We start from the raw sequence: 16,291 nt of genomic DNA, 5'->3' as shown, positions 1-16,291 counted from the left end.
AGAAATGAGGGATTCCGATGCCGTTTTTAGGAAGTATATATCAAATATTTGGATTATATCCAGAAATTTATCATGCGATGATTTCAGCAGAGCTGCAAGAAGAAGCTCAAAAGGAACATATCGATAATAATAGTACAGAAATTGAAGCGGAAGAATAAAGCGCAGATGAACATCTGCGCTTTTTTTATTGTCTTAGGTGAAAATACTGTTTGCAATTTGTAGGGAAGTTAATCGGTCTAACAAGATAAGATGAATAATTATTTCTATATAACGAATCGACTGGTTTTATCTTGTTTGTATATGGGGATTTCATTGAGTCTGATGTATAAAAATGAATTCCGAAATAATATAAAATGTATTGAAATGGGAATTAACAGTGTTTTCAAGTGGTATCGTATATTTTGGAATACTATTTTATTTATAATTATTCGATGTGGGTGAATTAATTATATTGTTGACAATATAATTAATCGTGTGATAAATTCAATCAATCTTCTAAAAACATGCTTGTTAACAAGCGTATTTTTAGAAGATTGATTTTTCTGATTTTTAGGCATGTAATTTGTGGAGTTTATATAGGGAGTGAAAGTAAAGTATGAATATTATTAATGTGTAATAGCAACAGTAATAAAGATTGTAATGAGTAAGGGATAATTTTGAAAAAGAGGTTTCTACGAATGAGTTTATTTATAAAGAAAGCAATGAATGAAGAAAAGAAAAACGTGTTACAGCAAACTTTAGGAGCAATTGATTTAACGCTTTTAGGAATTGGAGCAATTATTGGTACAGGAATTTTCGTATTAACAGGTATTGTAGCAGCGAAACATGCTGGTCCAGCAATTGTATTATCTTTCATGTTAGCTGCAATTGTATGTGCTTGTGTAGCTTTTTGTTATGCTGAATTTGCATCTACAGTCCCGGTCTCAGGAAGTGTGTATTCGTATACGTATATGACATTAGGTGAGATTTTTGCTTTTATAGTTGGCTGGTGTGTTATGTTAGAGTACTTATTAGCTACTTCTGCGGTGGCGGCGGGATGGTCAGCCTATTTTCAGTCATTGCTATTAGGGTTTAATATTCATATTCCGGCAATCGTTGCTTCTGCACCAGGGATGGGGAATGGCGGGATTATCGACTTGCCAGCGGTTATTATTATTTTAGTTGTTACATTTTTACTAAGTCGTGGTGTGAAAGAAAGTGCACGTATAAATAATATAATGGTTATTATCAAACTGACTGTTATTTTAGTATTTATTATTGTAGGAGCAAACTATGTAAAGCCAGAGAATTGGCAGCCGTTTCTTCCTTTTGGATACCATGGTGTTATTGGAGGAGCTGCTACTGTATTTTTTGCCTTTTTAGGTTTCGATGCAGTTGCAACAGCAGCAGAGGAAGTGAAACGCCCACAACGTAACGTTCCAATTGGATTACTTGTCTCTTTATGCATTTGTACAATTCTTTATGTTGGTGTTTCATTCGTGTTAACTGGAATGGTTCCATTTACGGATCTGAATGTAGCTGATCCAGTAGCATATGCACTGCGTATTGTAGGAGAGGATAGAATTGCTGGTCTATTATCAGTTGGAGCGATAGCTGGTTTAACAACAGTTCTGTTAGTTGCTATGTTCGCATTTGTTCGAGTATCATACTCGATGAGCCGAGATGGATTGTTACCAAAAAGATTTTCGAGTGTTCATAAACGTTATCAAACACCATTTTTTAATACATGGATTACGGGTATTCTTGCGGCTGTATTAGCGGGTTTATTGGACTTGAATTTGTTGGCAAATTTAGTGAATGTGGGAACGATAACAGCTTTCATATTTGTATCTATAGCTGTAATTGTATTAAGGAAGACACATCCTAATTTGAAAAGACCGTTCCGTGCTCCGTTAGTTCCATTCTTACCTATACTTGCGATAGTAAGTTGTTTATATTTAGCATTAAATCTTTCTAAAACCACTTTAATCAGTTTTGCAATTTGGGTTATTGTAGGTATTTTTATTTATTTTATATACGCGAAAAAACATAGTAAGATTAGAAATAAAGTATAAGGTATTACAATGATGGTTGTAGGCTAAAGTTTTTTTTACCTATAGCCATTTTTATTTGTGCACACCTTATTTTCGTGTTAACATAAAGCGAATTTTTTAAGGGAGAGAAAGAAATGAAATGGATTTATTTTATTGTTATCAACGTTATAGCATTTAGTATGATGGGGCTTGATAAGCGAAAAGCAAAGAAAAAGCAGTGGAGAACGCCAGAAAGTACGTTGTTTTTATCAGCTGCAGCTGGAGGGGCGGTTGGAGCTTGGATTGGTATGTATATGTTTCATCATAAGACACATAAAAGTAAATTTATCTTCGGTATTCCAGTGCTCGTTATTATAACAGTAGGAGTGTTTTTATACATATAACGGATTTGCAAGAGGAATGTCGAAAGAAATGCAGATTGAATATTGGTAAAGTAAGTATGTGAGACCTTATAATGAAGAAAAAAAGAGAAGAGGAGAACAGGGAAGATGGGGAGTCAAACAGCAGAGCAAAAGCAGGGGATTATATATGCGGCGGGTGCGTATACGATGTGGGGAGTTCTTCCGATTTATTGGAAATGGGTGGAGGAAGTACCGGCGGATGAAATATTAGCACACCGCATCGTTTGGGCATTTGTTTTTATGTTGTTAGTTTTAGGAGTAACGAAGAGGTTTCGTCAGTTTGGTGGGGAGTTAGTGGCCCTTTTTAAACGACCTAAATTATTAATGTCATTAACAATTGCTTCGATACTTATTAGTGGAAACTGGTTTGTATACATATGGGCCGTAAATCATAACCATGTAATCGAAGCCAGTCTTGGGTATTATATTAATCCACTTATAAGTATTTTACTTGGTACAGTTGTTTTAAAAGAGAAGCTTAATTTTTGGCAATATGTTGCGGTTGGTTTAGCTGGATTAGGCGTTGTTATTTTAACGATACGTTTCGGATCAATTCCATGGGTTTCTCTTTCACTTGCTTTTTCATTTGGATTATATGGATTAACGAAAAAATTATTAAATTACGACGCAACAATTGGGCTTACGATGGAAACGATGTTAGTGACGCCATTTGCACTTATATATTTGTTTATGACAGGAGTTCATGGCTTTGGTTCGTTCGGTTCTATTTCGGCAATATCAACGTTTCTTTTAATAGGGGCGGGTATTGTTACAGCGTTACCACTCTTTTATTTTGCTAAAGGAGCACAACTTATTCCGCTCTATATGATAGGATTTTTACAATACATCGCGCCGACTATTAGTTTAATTTTAGGTGTGTTCGTTTTTGGTGAACATTTCACATCTACTCATATGATTGCGTTTTTCTGTATATGGATTGCTTTATTTGTCTTTTCAATGGCGAAAACAAAGTTTCTACTACAGAAACAACCAAAATTTATTAAAAATAAATCAGCAAAAGTATCATAATGCGTAGTATTTTCTACGCATTTTTCTTTATACTTATATTATATAGAAATTCCATTATAGTCAGTGAGGAGCTGAAAAACATGGAAACAATTTTACATAATGACCCACTTATAGCAGCTGTAATTTCTTGGTTTTTAGCACAGTTAACGAAAGTCGTTTTTAAATTAATAAAAACAGGCGAGTTTGATTTTGCTAAGTTCTTTGCTTCAGGTGGAATGCCAAGTTCGCATGCGTCGACTGTTACTGCACTTGCTACAGGTGTCGGAGTGGTGGAAGGTGTGGAGAGTCCAATATTTGCGGTTGCCGCTATTTTTGCCATTATTGTTATGTACGATGCTTCAGGAGTAAGGCTTGCGGTTAGTAAGCAAGCGAAAATATTGAATGATTTTTTTCATGGTAGACAAACAGAATATAAAAAGTTAAATGAGCTCGTTGGACATACACCCTATCAAGTTGTTGTTGGTGCACTATTAGGAATTGTTGTCGGGGTTGGGTATTGTTTGTAAGCAGAATGTGTGTAATACACGTTCTGCTTTTCTTTGTTTTCATACATATTTAGCTAAGTTTTCGAATATCGTATACGGACTTAGAAAGGGTGGGTGAGCGGTGTGCTACTATATGACAAAGTGCGTGAGGAGATAGAGAGGAGAACGACTGCACTTCAAACGATGCAAAGGCAAGACGGAACGTGGTCATTTTGTTTTGAAGGAGCTTTACTAACGGATTGTCATATGATTTTTTTACTCAAATTATTAGGGCGAAATGACGAAATAGAACCGTTTGTGAAAAGGTTAGCATCTCTTCAAACAAATGAAGGGACTTGGAAATTATATGAAGATGAAAGGGGAGGGAATTTATCCGCCACGATTCAAGCATATGCTGCTTTACTTGCTTCGGAAAAATATTCGAAAGAAGATATGAATATGAGGCGAGCTGAAATGTTTATTAAGGAACACGGGGGAGTTTCTCGTGCTCATTTTATGACGAAATTTTTATTAGCGATTCATGGAGAATATGAATTTCCTGCGCTTTTTCACTTTCCAACGCCAATCTTATTTTTACAAGATGACTCCCCCCTCAGTATATTTGGGCTAAGCAGCTCAGCGCGTATACATTTAATTCCGATGATGATTTGTATGAATAAGAGATTCCGTGTAGAGAAAAAGTTATTGCCAAATTTAAATCATATTGCAGGCGGGGGTGGGCAATGGTTTCGAGAGGAGCGGTCTCCGCTGTTTCAATCGTTTGTAGGTGATGTGAAAAAGGTAATATCGTATCCATTATCGTTACATCATAAAGGATACGAAGAAGTAGAGCGCTTTATGAAGGAGCGTATAGATGAAAATGGAACTTTGTATAGTTACGCGAGTGCTACGTTTTATATGATTTATGCTTTGCTTGCATTAGGGCACTCTATTCAGTCTCCAATTATTGAGAAAGCTGTGACAGGATTAAAATCTTATATATGGAAGATGGACAGAGGAAGTCATTTGCAAAATTCTCCTTCTACCGTATGGGATACCGCTTTACTTAGCTATTCATTGCAAGAAGCTAAAGTTACAAATGAAAATAAGATGATTCAAAGGGCGACAGAGTATTTATTGCAAAAACAACAAACAAAAAAGGTAGATTGGAGCGTACATGCATCATCACTTGTAGCTGGCGGTTGGGGATTTTCAGATGTTAATACGACGATCCCTGATATAGACGATACTACAGCTGTCCTTAGAGCGTTAGCGCGAAGTAGAGGGAATGATAGAGTAGATAAGGCTTGGGGAAGAGGCGTGGAATGGGTAAAAGGATTGCAAAACAATGATGGAGGCTGGGGAGCTTTTGAACGAGGGGTAACGAGCAAGTTACTATCGAATTTGCCGATTGAAAATGCGAGTGATATGATAACCGATCCGTCCACACCAGATATTACAGGTAGGGTGTTAGAATTATTCGGAACGTATGCACCGAATGAATTGCCTGAAGAGCAAAAAAAGAAAGCTATCAAATGGTTAATGGATGTACAGGAACAGAATGGATCATGGTATGGAAAATGGGGGATATGTTATATATACGGGACATGGGCAACGATGACAGGCTTACGTGCAGTAGAAGTGCCTTCTACTCATCCATCGTTGAAAAAAGCAGCTTCATGGCTCGAGCATTTGCAGCATGAAGACGGAGGGTGGGGAGAATCCTGTCAAAGTAGTGTAGAGAAAAAAATTATTTCTTTACCCTTTAGCACGCCGTCACAAACAGCGTGGGCACTTGATGCACTTATTTCTTACTACGATCAAGAAACACCGATTATTCGAAAAGGAATTTCATATTTGCTCGCGCAGTCTACTATGAATGAAAAATATCCTACTGGTACAGGGTTACCGGGTGGCTTTTATATTCGCTACCATAGTTATGGGCATATATATCCGTTACTTGCTTTAGCGCACTACATAAAGAAATATAGAAAATAAACCGAGAGATACTCTCGGTTTATTTTGATGGGTAGTAGGTCCCTGTTGAAAAGAATAAGGAACGTTGTAGTGCCTTATTTTTCTGTTGATTGGCGTTTTTGACGTGCATCAGCGGCATTTGCACGTGCGTTTGCTTCTAAGTCATTGTGGTCAGCGAGTTCGCGAGCGAACTCAACATCAATGCCATCGGCAGCTTTGTTTCGATTTACATTCTTTTTTTTCATTCGACACAATCTCCTTGTGTTTTATCCCGCATAAACGGGTAGTAAAACTCCCACCTCAAAATTCAGATGGAACAAAGAAGCTAGGTGGGAGATTAACTGCCCGTAAATGCCCGATTGGTGAGGGCTAATAATCAGTGGGGGATGAACAAACCCCCCACTGATTAAAGTTTCACTTTATGCGACGTTGCAAAGTTAGTTTGACACAAATAGACTTTTTTATACAAAGAGGATTTGGAAAGCAGAGAGCCGAAATATACAATATAACTAATAGAAATGGGGGATAGGGATGGACTTGTTGAATGGGAAAACAGCTGTTGTAACGGGTGCTGCGCAGGGGATTGGAAAAGAAATCGCACGAGTTTTTGCAAAACTAGGGGCTAAAGTATTAATTAGTGATGTAAATGAAGAGAAGCTACAAGAAACGACACGTGAATTATCAGATGAAGGGTATGATGTGAGCTTATATCGATGTGATGTGAGTAATCAAAATGAAGCGAAGTCGTTAATTGAATATGCGGTGCAAAAATTTGGTACATTACATATTTTAGTGAATAACGCTGGGATTACAAAAGATGCAATGTTACATAAGATGGAGAAGTCTGCTTGGGAACAAGTATTACAAGTGAACTTAACTGGCGTTTTTTATTGTATGCAGCCAGCACTTCTTTATATGAGACAACAACAGTATGGACGGATTATTAATATTTCTTCTATTAGTAGGGAAGGAAATATTGGACAAGCAAATTATGCGGCTACAAAAGCAGGGGTTGTAGGCTTAACAAAAACAGCAGCGAAAGAGGTTGGAAGTTTTGGTATTACGTGTAATGCGATTTGTCCAGGATTTATGGATACTGATATGACAAAAACAATACCGGATAAAGTAAAAGAGAAAATGGTTGGAGCGATTCCAGTTGGAAGAATCGGAACACCGGAAGATATTGCAAACGCAGCTGCCTTTTTAGCATCAGAGTATGCGTCTTACATTACAGGAGAGGTATTAAATGTGAGCGGTGGATTGCAAGTGTAAATGAATACATAATGAAAAGAACCTGACCGAGTAGGTCAGGTTCTTTCTCGTTAATTTAAGTTAATCCAAACGCTCTTCACTTCTGTATAGTTGTTCAGCGCGTAAGATCCCATTTCGCGGCCAAGGCCAGATTGTTTAAATCCTCCAAATGGAGATGCTGCATCAAAGACGTTATAACAGTTTACCCATACTGTACCTGCACGTACTTTGCTTGCAATATAATGTGCAGTTTTTACGTTTTCTGTCCATACACCAGCCGCTAAGCCGAATTGTGATTTATTCGCACGATCAATTACTTCATCAATATCGTTAAACGGTAATGCAGAAATAACTGGACCGAAAATTTCTTCTTTAGCGATTGTCATCTCATCATTTACATCAGCGAATACTGTAGGAGAAACGAAGTAACCTTGATCGAATGGTTTGTTTCCTCCGCAAAGTACTTCAGCACCTTCTGCAATTCCTTTTTCAATATAGCCCATTACACGTTTTTGCTGTTCTTCAGAAACGAGAGGTCCGATTGTAGTCTCTGGATTTAGACCAGCGCCTTGATTTAATTTTTTTGAATATAGAACGAGATCAGCCATGACATTGTCGTACATTTTCTTCGGAATAAATAAGCGTGACCCAGCGCAGCACACTTGTCCTTGGTTAAACATAACACCAGAAAGCGCAGCTGGAATCGCTCGAGATAAGTCAGCGTCTGGTAAAATAATGTTTGGCGACTTACCACCAAGCTCTAATGTAACGCGTTTTAACGATTCAGATGCTTGTCTCATAATTTGTTTGCCGACTGGAGTAGAGCCTGTAAATGCAATTTTATCTACGAGTGGATGATTAACGAGAGCTTGTCCAGCTGTCTCACCGAATCCAGGAACGATGTTAACAACGCCTTTCGGGAATCCAGCTTCTTCAATTAATTCAGCTAAGTATAGAGCGGATAATGGAGTTTGTTCTGCAGGTTTTAAAACGATTGTACATCCTGTTGCAAGGGCTGCTCCCATTTTCCACATTGCCATAAGAAGTGGGAAGTTCCATGGGATAATTTGACCGACAACACCAACAGCTTCATGGCGTGTATAGTTAAAATATTCACCAGAAACAGGGATTGTTTGTCCAACGATTTTTGTAGCCCAGCCAGCATAATAGCGCATATGTTCAATTGCAAGAGGAACGTCTGCTGCTAAAGTTTCGCGGATTGGCTTTCCGTTATCTAAAGTTTCGAGCTGTGCCAGCTCTTCTTTATGCTCTTCCATTAAATCAGCAAGTTTGTACATAAGACGGCTTCGTTCAGCAGTGCTCATGCGTGACCAAGGACCTTCATCGAAAGCCATTCGAGCAGCTACAACAGCTTTATGAATGTCTTCGCGACCAGCTTCAGCAACGATAGCCAGTGTTTCACCAGTTGCTGGGTTAGGAGTTTTAAACGTTTTTCCGGAAGCGCTTTCGACAAATGATCCGTTTACATATAATTTCTTTGTGCCTTGAAGAAATTTCTCTACCTTTTCATGAAGATTTACAGCTAGTTGACTCATTGTATAACCCCCTTGAAAATATAATTTAAACGCAGTACGAGACGGCGTTTATTCCGAAATCAAGGATGTGGGAACTAGATGAAAAGCCTCTACTTAAAATCATAAATAATAAATGCTGAAAATTCAAATTTCATTTTCATTACAATTGTAAAAAATATGTAATGAAACATTGTATTCTATATAATTACAAAAAATCCTGCGCGTTTTTGTTTTCTATTAGGAAAAACTAGAAAAACAGTGGTACAATTATACATCGTGAGAGGAGGGAGAAAATGAAGAATTATCATGATGATCCGCGCTTTCGAGTTGCCCATAGAGAAGCGTTAATTGGTATTGGATTAGCTATTATTAATTTTATAATATGGTATGGATTTGCTTATGGGCTTGGAAGTAAGGATCCGAGTGAATATACATATGTATTAGGTTTTCCAGCATGGTTTTTTTATAGCTGTATCGTTGGATTTATCGTAATGGTTATTTTGCTTATTTTAGTTGTTCGTTTTTTATTTCAAGATATTCCACTCGATGAGGAAGAAAAAAGTGAGGAATGATAGATGAATTGGTATGTAATAATCCCAATGATAATTTCTTTTATCGTTGTGTTTTTAATTGGTGTATATGCATCAAGACGTGTACAAGCAACTGCTAATAATAAATTTTTACAAGAATATTTTCTTGGTGGGCGTGAACTTGGTGGCTTATTATTAGCTATGACGATGATTGCTACGTACGGTAGTGCAAGTAGCTTTATCGGCGGGCCTGGTATTGCTTACAATATAGGTCTTGGATGGGTGCTGTTATCAGCGATTCAAGTTGTAACAGGATATATCGTTTTAACGGTTATCGGTAAAAAGTTTGCTATTATCGCTAGGAAGATGGAAGCAATTACGCTTATTGATTATTTAAAGGGCAGATACAATAATAAAGCGGTAGTTGTTCTTTCTGCGTTATGTATTATAATCTTTTTGTTCTCAGCAACAGTAGCCCAGTGGGTTGGCGGCGGACGATTAATTGAGTCGCTAACAGGACTTTCCTACACAACGGCACTATTTTTATTTACATTTTCTGTACTTGTGTATGTGTTAATTGGTGGATTTCGTGCAGTCGCTTTATCAGATACGTTATTAGGAATCATTATGTTAGTCGGAACAACAATCATTTTAATTGCTACTGTCATTGCTGGTGGCGGAGTTGAAAAGATTATGCAGGAACTTATTCAAATTAATCCGAATTTAATAACACCGTTCGGAGCGGATGGAAGTTTAACGAAATCATATGTCACATCATTTTGGATTTTAATTGGAATTGGTGTCGTTGGATTACCGCAAATTAGTGTGCGTGCTATGTCTTATAAAAATTCAAAAGCTATGCACCAAGCATTAATCATTGGAACGGTTGTCGTCGGTACAATTATGATTGGTATGCATTTAACAGGTGTGTTTGCAAGAGTAGTCCTTCCAGGCATAACGGTACCAGATAAAGTAATGCCGCTACTCGCGATGGAGGTGTTGCCACCTTGGTTAGCTGGAGTTTTCTTAGCTGCACCAATGGCAGCGATAATGTCTACTGTGAACTCATTATTATTACTTGTAAGTTCGTCAATTATTAAAGATATATATGTGAACTACATAAATAAAGATGCAGCGGCTAGTACGATAAAAAAAGGAAGTCTGTGGATTACTGGTATCGTAGGACTGCTTGTTTATGCAGCGGCTATTAAACCACCAGATTTTTTAATTTGGTTAAATTTATTTTCTTTCGGTGGTTTAGAAGCAGCGTTCATTTGGCCGATTGTACTAGGGTTATATTGGAAAAAGGGAAATGCAACTGGAGCTCTCGCATCTATTTTAGTTGGAGTAGGTTCCTATATGTTTATTCACCTTTGCTACCCTAATCCATTCGGTATACATACAGTTGTTTTCCCGATTTGCTTTGCATTTATTGCGTATATAATTGGTAGTATGGTTACGATGAAAAAAGTAGCATAAAAATATAGAAAAACGTAGGGACTTCTAATGCGAAGTTCCTACGTTTTTTGTTTATACAAAATTTTCTTTTTCAGTCTGTATTCCGCCATACATTCATAAAGTAATAACAATTGATGGGATGGAGTTGAGGTCTATGAAAAAAATATTATTTTTAGGAGACCCAGGAATTGATGACTCTTTAGCAATTATGTATGGATTGTTACATCCTGATATTGATATTGTTGGTGTCGTAACGGGATATGGAAATGTAACACAAGAAAAGGCGACAAGTAATGCGGCGTATTTATTGCAAATGGCAGGGCGAGAAGATATACCTGTTATTAATGGTGCGAAAATTCCTTTATCCGGAGATTTTGTGACGTATTATCCGGAGATTCACGGTGCAGATGGCTTAGGACCAATTAAGCCTCCGAAAGCCTTTTCTCCAAATATAAAATCATTTTGTGCATTTTTCGATATTCTTGAAAAGTATAAAGGAGAATTAATCATTGTTGATGCTGGCAGGTCAACAACATTGGCGACGGCATTTATTTTAGAAAAACCGATGATGAAGTACGTGAAAGAATATTATATAATGGGCGGTGCTTTTTTAATGCCCGGAAATGTTACACCAGTCGCGGAGGCAAATTTTCATGGAGACCCAATTGCATCACAATTAGTTATGCAAAATGCAAAAAATGTGACATTAATACCGCTTAACGTTACTTCAGAAGCGATTATTACACCGGAAATGGTGAAATATATTACGAAACATTCTAAAACGAATTTCAAGAAATTAATAGAACCGATTTTCAATTATTATTATAAAGCTTATAAAAACCTGAATCCTAAAATAACAGGAAGCCCAGTGCACGATGTAGTTACGATGATGGTAGCGGTAAATCCATCTCTTTTAGATTACGTGTATCGCCGTGTTGATGTCGATACGATTGGAGCTGCAAAAGGAGAGAGTATCGCTGATTTTCGCCCGCAGCCTGAAGCGAAAGCATTGAAAAATTGGGTGAGAATTGGTTGGTCATTACATTATAAAAAGTTTCTTGAGGATTTTGTGAAAATTATGACGTAGACATAATAGGAACATGCAAGTTAAAATAATGGAGATGATTATTTAAATAATCATCTCCATTATTTTGTTTTTAAGAGATAAATAGAGAAGAGTTACACAATAGGAGAGGAATTTCACTTGAAAAAAACTATAGTATGCGCAGTGATTGTGGGTATTTTTGTTTTGCTGATATCGGGTAACTTTTTAGTGAAAAAAGTGTGGAGTTCAAATAATGATGATGCGCAGTACATCGCATCCTTTATTGAAGAGCATAAAAATGAAAAAAATAGCGCTCTTCTAGTAAAGAGAAATGATAAAGTTGTGTATTCTGTAAATCCAGATGTTGTATTGCCAGTTGCTAGTACGATGAAGTTAATTGTGGCGCTTGAATATACGAAACAAGTTACAGAGGGGAAAATCGATCCGTCTAGTTTCGTTTCAATTAATGATGTGAATCGTTATTATGTGCCGAGTACAGATGGTGGTGCACAAGATAGATGGCAAAATTATTTACAAAAAAAAGAAAAGATAACTGAAGGAGCGGTTTCTTTAGAAGAAGTTGCAAAAGGAATGGTTAAGTTTAGTTCTAATGCAAATACTGAATATTTAATGGAGGTATTAGGATTAGACAATATTAATCGGAATTTACAAAGTTTAGCGCTTCCTGCACATCAACCGCTATTTCCGATCGTTTCATCTTTATACATTCCGGGATATTTGCATAAAGAATTACATGTTCCAAAATATAAAATAGAGAAAAAGTTAAAAGAAATGTCTCAAGAGCAATATCGTGAATATGCTATGATTATTCATGAACGCTTAAAAAAGAAGGGACCATTATTACAGAAGGAAATTCCTCTGTATTTAGAGGAACGTTACGACAAAATTTGGTCGGATAGATTGCCGGCTGCTTCCGCTAACGATTATATGGTACTGCTTCAAAAGGCAAATCATCAAGGTGGTCTTACAGAAGCGGAAGAAAAAGTGTGGGCGAATATCGTCGAAACAGATATGAGTGCAAAGAAATATCGTAAAACATTCAGGCATGCCGGGCAAAAGAATGGTTATACACCATGGACGGTAACAAAAGCTGTTTATGCAATGGATAAACGGGGAAACTGTACAGAAATTGTTTTCTTGGCAAATAATTTAAATGAAGATGACAGTGCTGAAATACGTAAACATTTAGCAAATCTACACTTCCAAGTGTTGCAAAGTGATAAGTATGATGCGACTTTTATTAAATAAACTCGGTGCTATGAGCGCCGAGTTTATTTTTATGTACAAGCACTTTTTCACCATCCCTGGGTATGATGGGTAGTAACACTTAGGCGAAAGGGGAAAAGGTGATGAAACAGAGTAAAGAAGAGTTTATTAAGAAGGAAGGCGCTGATTTCCCTGGGAAAACATATGTAGATTGTGTATTACAGCACGTATTTAATTTTCAGCGTAATTATTTATTAAAAGATATGTTTCAAGTGCATAGGGCACATATTACTATGTTAACTGAAGAAAAGTTGATGAAAAGAGAAGAAGCGAAAGTTATATTAACCGCACTTAAAAAAGTAGAGGGGATTCCAAAGGAGAAGTTGCTATATACAGAGCAACATGAAGATCTTTTTTTCTTAGTTGAATATTTGCTTTCTCAAGAAGCAAAGTGTGAATTTGTAAGTAATATGCATATCGGTAGAAGTAGAAATGATATGGGCGTAACGATGTATCGCATGAGTTTACGGCAATTTGTATTGCGGTTAATGGAACATCATTTATTGCTGCAAGAAAGTATGCTGGAGCTTGCCGATGAACATATGGAAACAATTATGCCCGCGTATACACATACACAACCGGCGCAGCCAACAACATTTGGTCATTATGTTTTGGCAATTTATGATACGATGCAACGAGATTTAGAAAGAATGAAAAAAGCGTATCATCTTTTAAATCATTCTCCAATGGGGGCAGCTGCCCTTTCTACAACAAGCTTCCCGATTAAGCGAGAACGAGTGGCACAGTTGCTTGGATTTACAAATGTAATTGAGAACTCATATGATGCTGTTGCTGGGGCGGATTATTTATTAGAAGTTAGCTCGTTACTAATGGTTATTATGACGAACACGAGTAGGTGGATTCATGATTTTTTACTATTAGCGACGAAAGAATATGATGGGATTACTGTAGCAAAGCCATATGTGCAAATAAGTAGTATTATGCCGCAAAAACGAAATCCTGTTTCAATTGAACATGCCCGTGCTATTACGAGTAGTGCTTTAGGGGAAGCCTTTACTGTATTTCAAATGATTCATAATACACCATTTGGCGATATTGTCGATACGGAGGATGACTTGCAGCCGTATTTATATAAAGGAATCGAAAAGGCGATTCGTGTTTTTTGTATTATGAACGCAGTTATTCGAACGATGAAAGTAGAAGAGGAAACGCTAAAAAGTCGTTCATATAAACACGCGATTACGATTACAGATTTCGCAGATGTTTTAACAAAAAACTATGAAATACCATTTCGGCATGCACATCATGCAGCAAGTGCGATTGCGAATATGTCATTGGAGCAGAAAAAGGAGTTACATGAATTAAATTTCAAAGACATAAATGTATACTTACAAGAAAATTTGAAAGTAAATTTATTAGAAGAAGAGTGGAAAGAAATCATATCACCAGAAGCTTTTATTCAAAAAAGAAATGTATATGGTGGACCGAGTAAAAAAGAGATGGAGCGTATGATTAATAAACGTAAAGAATCGTTTCGAAAAGAAGAGGAGCTATTTGAGAAGGAAAAGAAGAGAGTGTTGCATGCTGAAAATGATTTGAACACAGTAGTTTCAAATATTATTGAATCGTAAAAGAAGGATTTAATGAATCAATCGCCAATACTTAATTAAAATATAAATCGAGGGAAGAGATTGTCGATGATTCAATTGCATGTATATGAAGATGTTTTTCATTTTAAAAAGGATGTTATATCATTTTTAGAAAAGAACGAGCAGGAAAATAATTTGCTATTAGGTGTATTACAAGTTGTTCAAGAACCGATATTTATGGGTGTAGCGAAACGAGGAGAAGAAATTACAGTTGTATTTCTTCAAACAGAAGAGAAGATACAAATGATTGTTGCAACTTCTGAAATTTCGGAAGAGGATATAGCCGAACTTGCAAAGGAGTTAACGAAAGTATATCCGGATATTCCTGGTTTCATTGGTAATAAGAAAGTCATACAGAAGTTAGCTGAAGAGATTGCGATATTAGAACGGAAAAAAACTACACTTGGAATGGAACAAGGTGTATATGAATTAAAACGAGTAAAGAAGAAGTGGAGCGGAGATGGAATTTTTCGTGCAGTAAATAGTGATGAGCTGCCATTAATAGAACAGTGGATACATCAATTTTGTGAAGATGTGAAGCTTCCTACTACGAAAGAAGAAGCAAAACAAACTGCATATACACTAATAACTACTAACCGTCTATTTGGTCTGGAGGTGGGCGGAAAACTAGTCTCTGTAGCTGCAAAAACGAGACCGACTACAAATAATATAACAGTCAATTTCGTTTATACGCCGAAAGAGGAACGAAAAAAAGGATATGCATCTATTTGTGTAGCCGAACTTAGTCAACGTATGCTAGATGAAGGCTACAAAACAACGACATTATATACCGATCTAGCAAATCCAACGTCTAATAAAATTTATCAAGAAATTGGTTATGAGAAGATTATGGAGTCGGTACTTATATTTTTAGAGAAATAGAACAAAAAGGCGCGCTAATTTAGCGTGCCTTTTCGTTATTCATCAATTCGAATAACCTCGCCTTGCGGAAAGTCTTCAGTCTCTAGTAAGTTACGAATAGCTTTCGCAACATATTCAGGTGACAGTAGCTTTCCTTTTTCTTTTAATGCGGTGAAGCGGTCTAAGTTAATAAAGTCTTCCTTATTTGTTTCACGAATTTGTGCTTGCATATTTGTATCAACAACACCCGGTGCAAAAGCGACAGTTTTTACAGGATAGTCTTTCTCCACTTCTTCAGTAGCTACGCACTGTGTAAACATATTTATACCGGCTTTCGTTGTACAATAAGCTCCCCATCCGAAATAAGGATTTTTTCCTGCACCAGATGAAATATTTATAATGCGTTTATCTACTTTCCAGTCTTTCGTCTGTTTCATGAAAGTGGAAGTAAGGATCATCGGTGCAATTAAATTAATTTGAACGTTCGTAATGAATTGTTCACTTTCTGATTTTTCGATGGGTTTTATTGGTGCAACTGTGCCTGCATTATTAATTAAATGAATCGATGAGACATTGTCTTTTTGAATAGATGAAAAGACTTCGTTAAAATGCGTTTCTAAATTATGTACATCTTGAAGATCTATGGAATGGAAAATACAATTGCTGTTGTTTTGCTCGGCGATTTTTGTAAGCTTTTTATTTTCTCTCCTAGAAATAGAGATAACGGTTGTATTTTCTTCTAACAATTGCACGGCGATTGCCTCACCTAAACCTTGTGAAGTTCCTGTTACGATAACGTAGCGCATAGTG

Annotated in this window: 16 protein-coding genes; 13 read left to right on the top strand and 3 right to left on the bottom strand. The window is 36.8% G+C overall.

Annotated features, from left to right (window positions below; genetic code table 11):
• The first annotated feature begins 17 nt into the window (after positions 1-17).
• The 6 genes from NSQ47_RS11230 (at position 18) to NSQ47_RS11205 (ending at position 5,925) form a co-directional block, all read left to right on the top strand.
• Positions 18-158, top strand: a complete 141-nt coding sequence (locus NSQ47_RS11230) for a phosphonate ABC transporter permease (RefSeq protein ID WP_341036924.1) — start codon at positions 18-20, stop codon at positions 156-158.
• Positions 159-677: 519 nt separating this feature from the next.
• Positions 678-2,054, top strand: a complete 1,377-nt coding sequence (locus tag NSQ47_RS11225; protein ID WP_341036922.1) for an APC family permease — start codon at positions 678-680, stop codon at positions 2,052-2,054.
• A gap of 113 nt (positions 2,055-2,167) precedes the next feature.
• Complete coding sequence (locus NSQ47_RS11220; RefSeq protein ID WP_199660862.1) at positions 2,168-2,416, top strand: DUF1294 domain-containing protein; 249 nt, start codon at positions 2,168-2,170, stop codon at positions 2,414-2,416.
• Positions 2,417-2,521: 105 nt separating this feature from the next.
• Positions 2,522-3,463 (top strand): EamA family transporter RarD, encoded by a 942-nt coding sequence (rarD, locus tag NSQ47_RS11215; RefSeq protein ID WP_088079066.1) that lies wholly within the window; start codon positions 2,522-2,524, stop codon positions 3,461-3,463.
• Positions 3,464-3,543: 80 nt separating this feature from the next.
• Positions 3,544-3,969 (top strand): divergent PAP2 family protein, encoded by a 426-nt coding sequence (locus tag NSQ47_RS11210; protein ID WP_002111092.1) that lies wholly within the window; start codon positions 3,544-3,546, stop codon positions 3,967-3,969.
• 102 nt (positions 3,970-4,071) lie between these two features.
• Positions 4,072-5,925 carry a terpene cyclase/mutase family protein gene (locus NSQ47_RS11205; protein WP_341036920.1) on the top strand — a complete coding sequence of 618 codons (1,854 nt, stop codon included), beginning with the start codon at positions 4,072-4,074 and terminating at the stop codon, positions 5,923-5,925.
• A gap of 74 nt (positions 5,926-5,999) precedes the next feature.
• Here the strand turns inward: NSQ47_RS11205 and NSQ47_RS11200 are convergent, their stop codons facing one another.
• Positions 6,000-6,149, bottom strand: a complete 150-nt coding sequence (locus NSQ47_RS11200; protein WP_002066466.1) for a YfhD family protein — start codon at positions 6,147-6,149, stop codon at positions 6,000-6,002.
• Between the two features lie 286 nt (positions 6,150-6,435).
• Here NSQ47_RS11200 and fabG point away from each other — a divergent pair, with 286 nt between their 5' ends.
• Positions 6,436-7,176, top strand: coding sequence for a 3-oxoacyl-ACP reductase FabG (fabG, locus tag NSQ47_RS11195; RefSeq protein WP_002111090.1), 741 nt, complete (start codon positions 6,436-6,438; stop codon positions 7,174-7,176).
• Positions 7,177-7,226: 50 nt separating this feature from the next.
• On the opposite strand, the gene dhaS is transcribed toward fabG, so the two are convergent.
• Complete coding sequence (dhaS, locus tag NSQ47_RS11190; RefSeq protein WP_002160956.1) at positions 7,227-8,711, bottom strand: aldehyde dehydrogenase DhaS; 1,485 nt, start codon at positions 8,709-8,711, stop codon at positions 7,227-7,229.
• A gap of 272 nt (positions 8,712-8,983) precedes the next feature.
• Between dhaS and NSQ47_RS11185 the strand changes: the two genes are divergently transcribed.
• The 6 genes from NSQ47_RS11185 to NSQ47_RS11160 all read left to right on the top strand — a co-directional run bounded on the left by NSQ47_RS11185 (position 8,984) and on the right by NSQ47_RS11160 (position 15,502).
• The gene (locus tag NSQ47_RS11185; protein ID WP_002160957.1) at positions 8,984-9,262 is read left to right on the top strand and encodes a YhdT family protein; all 279 of its coding nucleotides are present in this window, start codon (positions 8,984-8,986) and stop codon (positions 9,260-9,262) included.
• A 3-nt stretch (positions 9,263-9,265) separates the two neighbouring features.
• Positions 9,266-10,699 (top strand): sodium/pantothenate symporter, encoded by a 1,434-nt coding sequence (gene panF / locus NSQ47_RS11180; RefSeq protein WP_088079061.1) that lies wholly within the window; start codon positions 9,266-9,268, stop codon positions 10,697-10,699.
• A 133-nt stretch (positions 10,700-10,832) separates the two neighbouring features.
• Positions 10,833-11,765 carry a nucleoside hydrolase gene (locus NSQ47_RS11175; RefSeq protein ID WP_078181153.1) on the top strand — a complete coding sequence of 311 codons (933 nt, stop codon included), beginning with the start codon at positions 10,833-10,835 and terminating at the stop codon, positions 11,763-11,765.
• Between the two features lie 117 nt (positions 11,766-11,882).
• Complete coding sequence (locus NSQ47_RS11170; RefSeq protein ID WP_002111085.1) at positions 11,883-12,992, top strand: serine hydrolase; 1,110 nt, start codon at positions 11,883-11,885, stop codon at positions 12,990-12,992.
• Positions 12,993-13,093: 101 nt separating this feature from the next.
• Positions 13,094-14,602 carry an argininosuccinate lyase gene (argH, locus tag NSQ47_RS11165; protein ID WP_341036916.1) on the top strand — a complete coding sequence of 503 codons (1,509 nt, stop codon included), beginning with the start codon at positions 13,094-13,096 and terminating at the stop codon, positions 14,600-14,602.
• Between the two features lie 66 nt (positions 14,603-14,668).
• Complete coding sequence (locus NSQ47_RS11160; RefSeq protein WP_341036914.1) at positions 14,669-15,502, top strand: GNAT family N-acetyltransferase; 834 nt, start codon at positions 14,669-14,671, stop codon at positions 15,500-15,502.
• A 35-nt stretch (positions 15,503-15,537) separates the two neighbouring features.
• Here NSQ47_RS11160 and NSQ47_RS11155 read toward each other — a convergent pair whose 3' ends face one another.
• The gene (locus NSQ47_RS11155; RefSeq protein WP_215569069.1) at positions 15,538-16,287 is read right to left on the bottom strand and encodes a (S)-benzoin forming benzil reductase; all 750 of its coding nucleotides are present in this window, start codon (positions 16,285-16,287) and stop codon (positions 15,538-15,540) included.
• Positions 16,288-16,291: the final 4 nt, after the last annotated feature.

Source organism: Bacillus sp. FSL R10-2780, assembly GCF_038006125.1.
GTDB classification, from domain to species: Bacteria; Bacillota; Bacilli; order Bacillales; family Bacillaceae_G; genus Bacillus_A; species Bacillus_A cereus_U.
This window is presented reverse-complemented; position numbering and strand designations above follow the sequence as displayed.

Coding starts and splice junctions, on each gene's coding strand:
- fabG (WP_002111090.1), top strand. CDS start 6,436: ATGGACTTGTTGAATGGGAAAACAGCTGTTGTAACGGGTGCTGCGCAG.
- NSQ47_RS11160 (WP_341036914.1), top strand. CDS start 14,669: ATGATTCAATTGCATGTATATGAAGATGTTTTTCATTTTAAAAAGGAT.
- dhaS (WP_002160956.1), bottom strand. CDS start 8,711: ATGAGTCAACTAGCTGTAAATCTTCATGAAAAGGTAGAGAAATTTCTT.
- NSQ47_RS11220 (WP_199660862.1), top strand. CDS start 2,168: ATGAAATGGATTTATTTTATTGTTATCAACGTTATAGCATTTAGTATG.
- NSQ47_RS11175 (WP_078181153.1), top strand. CDS start 10,833: ATGAAAAAAATATTATTTTTAGGAGACCCAGGAATTGATGACTCTTTA.
- NSQ47_RS11155 (WP_215569069.1), bottom strand. CDS start 16,287: ATGCGCTACGTTATCGTAACAGGAACTTCACAAGGTTTAGGTGAGGCA.
- NSQ47_RS11210 (WP_002111092.1), top strand. CDS start 3,544: ATGGAAACAATTTTACATAATGACCCACTTATAGCAGCTGTAATTTCT.
- argH (WP_341036916.1), top strand. CDS start 13,094: ATGAAACAGAGTAAAGAAGAGTTTATTAAGAAGGAAGGCGCTGATTTC.
- panF (WP_088079061.1), top strand. CDS start 9,266: ATGAATTGGTATGTAATAATCCCAATGATAATTTCTTTTATCGTTGTG.
- rarD (WP_088079066.1), top strand. CDS start 2,522: ATGGGGAGTCAAACAGCAGAGCAAAAGCAGGGGATTATATATGCGGCG.
- NSQ47_RS11200 (WP_002066466.1), bottom strand. CDS start 6,149: ATGAAAAAAAAGAATGTAAATCGAAACAAAGCTGCCGATGGCATTGAT.
- NSQ47_RS11225 (WP_341036922.1), top strand. CDS start 678: ATGAGTTTATTTATAAAGAAAGCAATGAATGAAGAAAAGAAAAACGTG.
- NSQ47_RS11230 (WP_341036924.1), top strand. CDS start 18: ATGCCGTTTTTAGGAAGTATATATCAAATATTTGGATTATATCCAGAA.
- NSQ47_RS11185 (WP_002160957.1), top strand. CDS start 8,984: ATGAAGAATTATCATGATGATCCGCGCTTTCGAGTTGCCCATAGAGAA.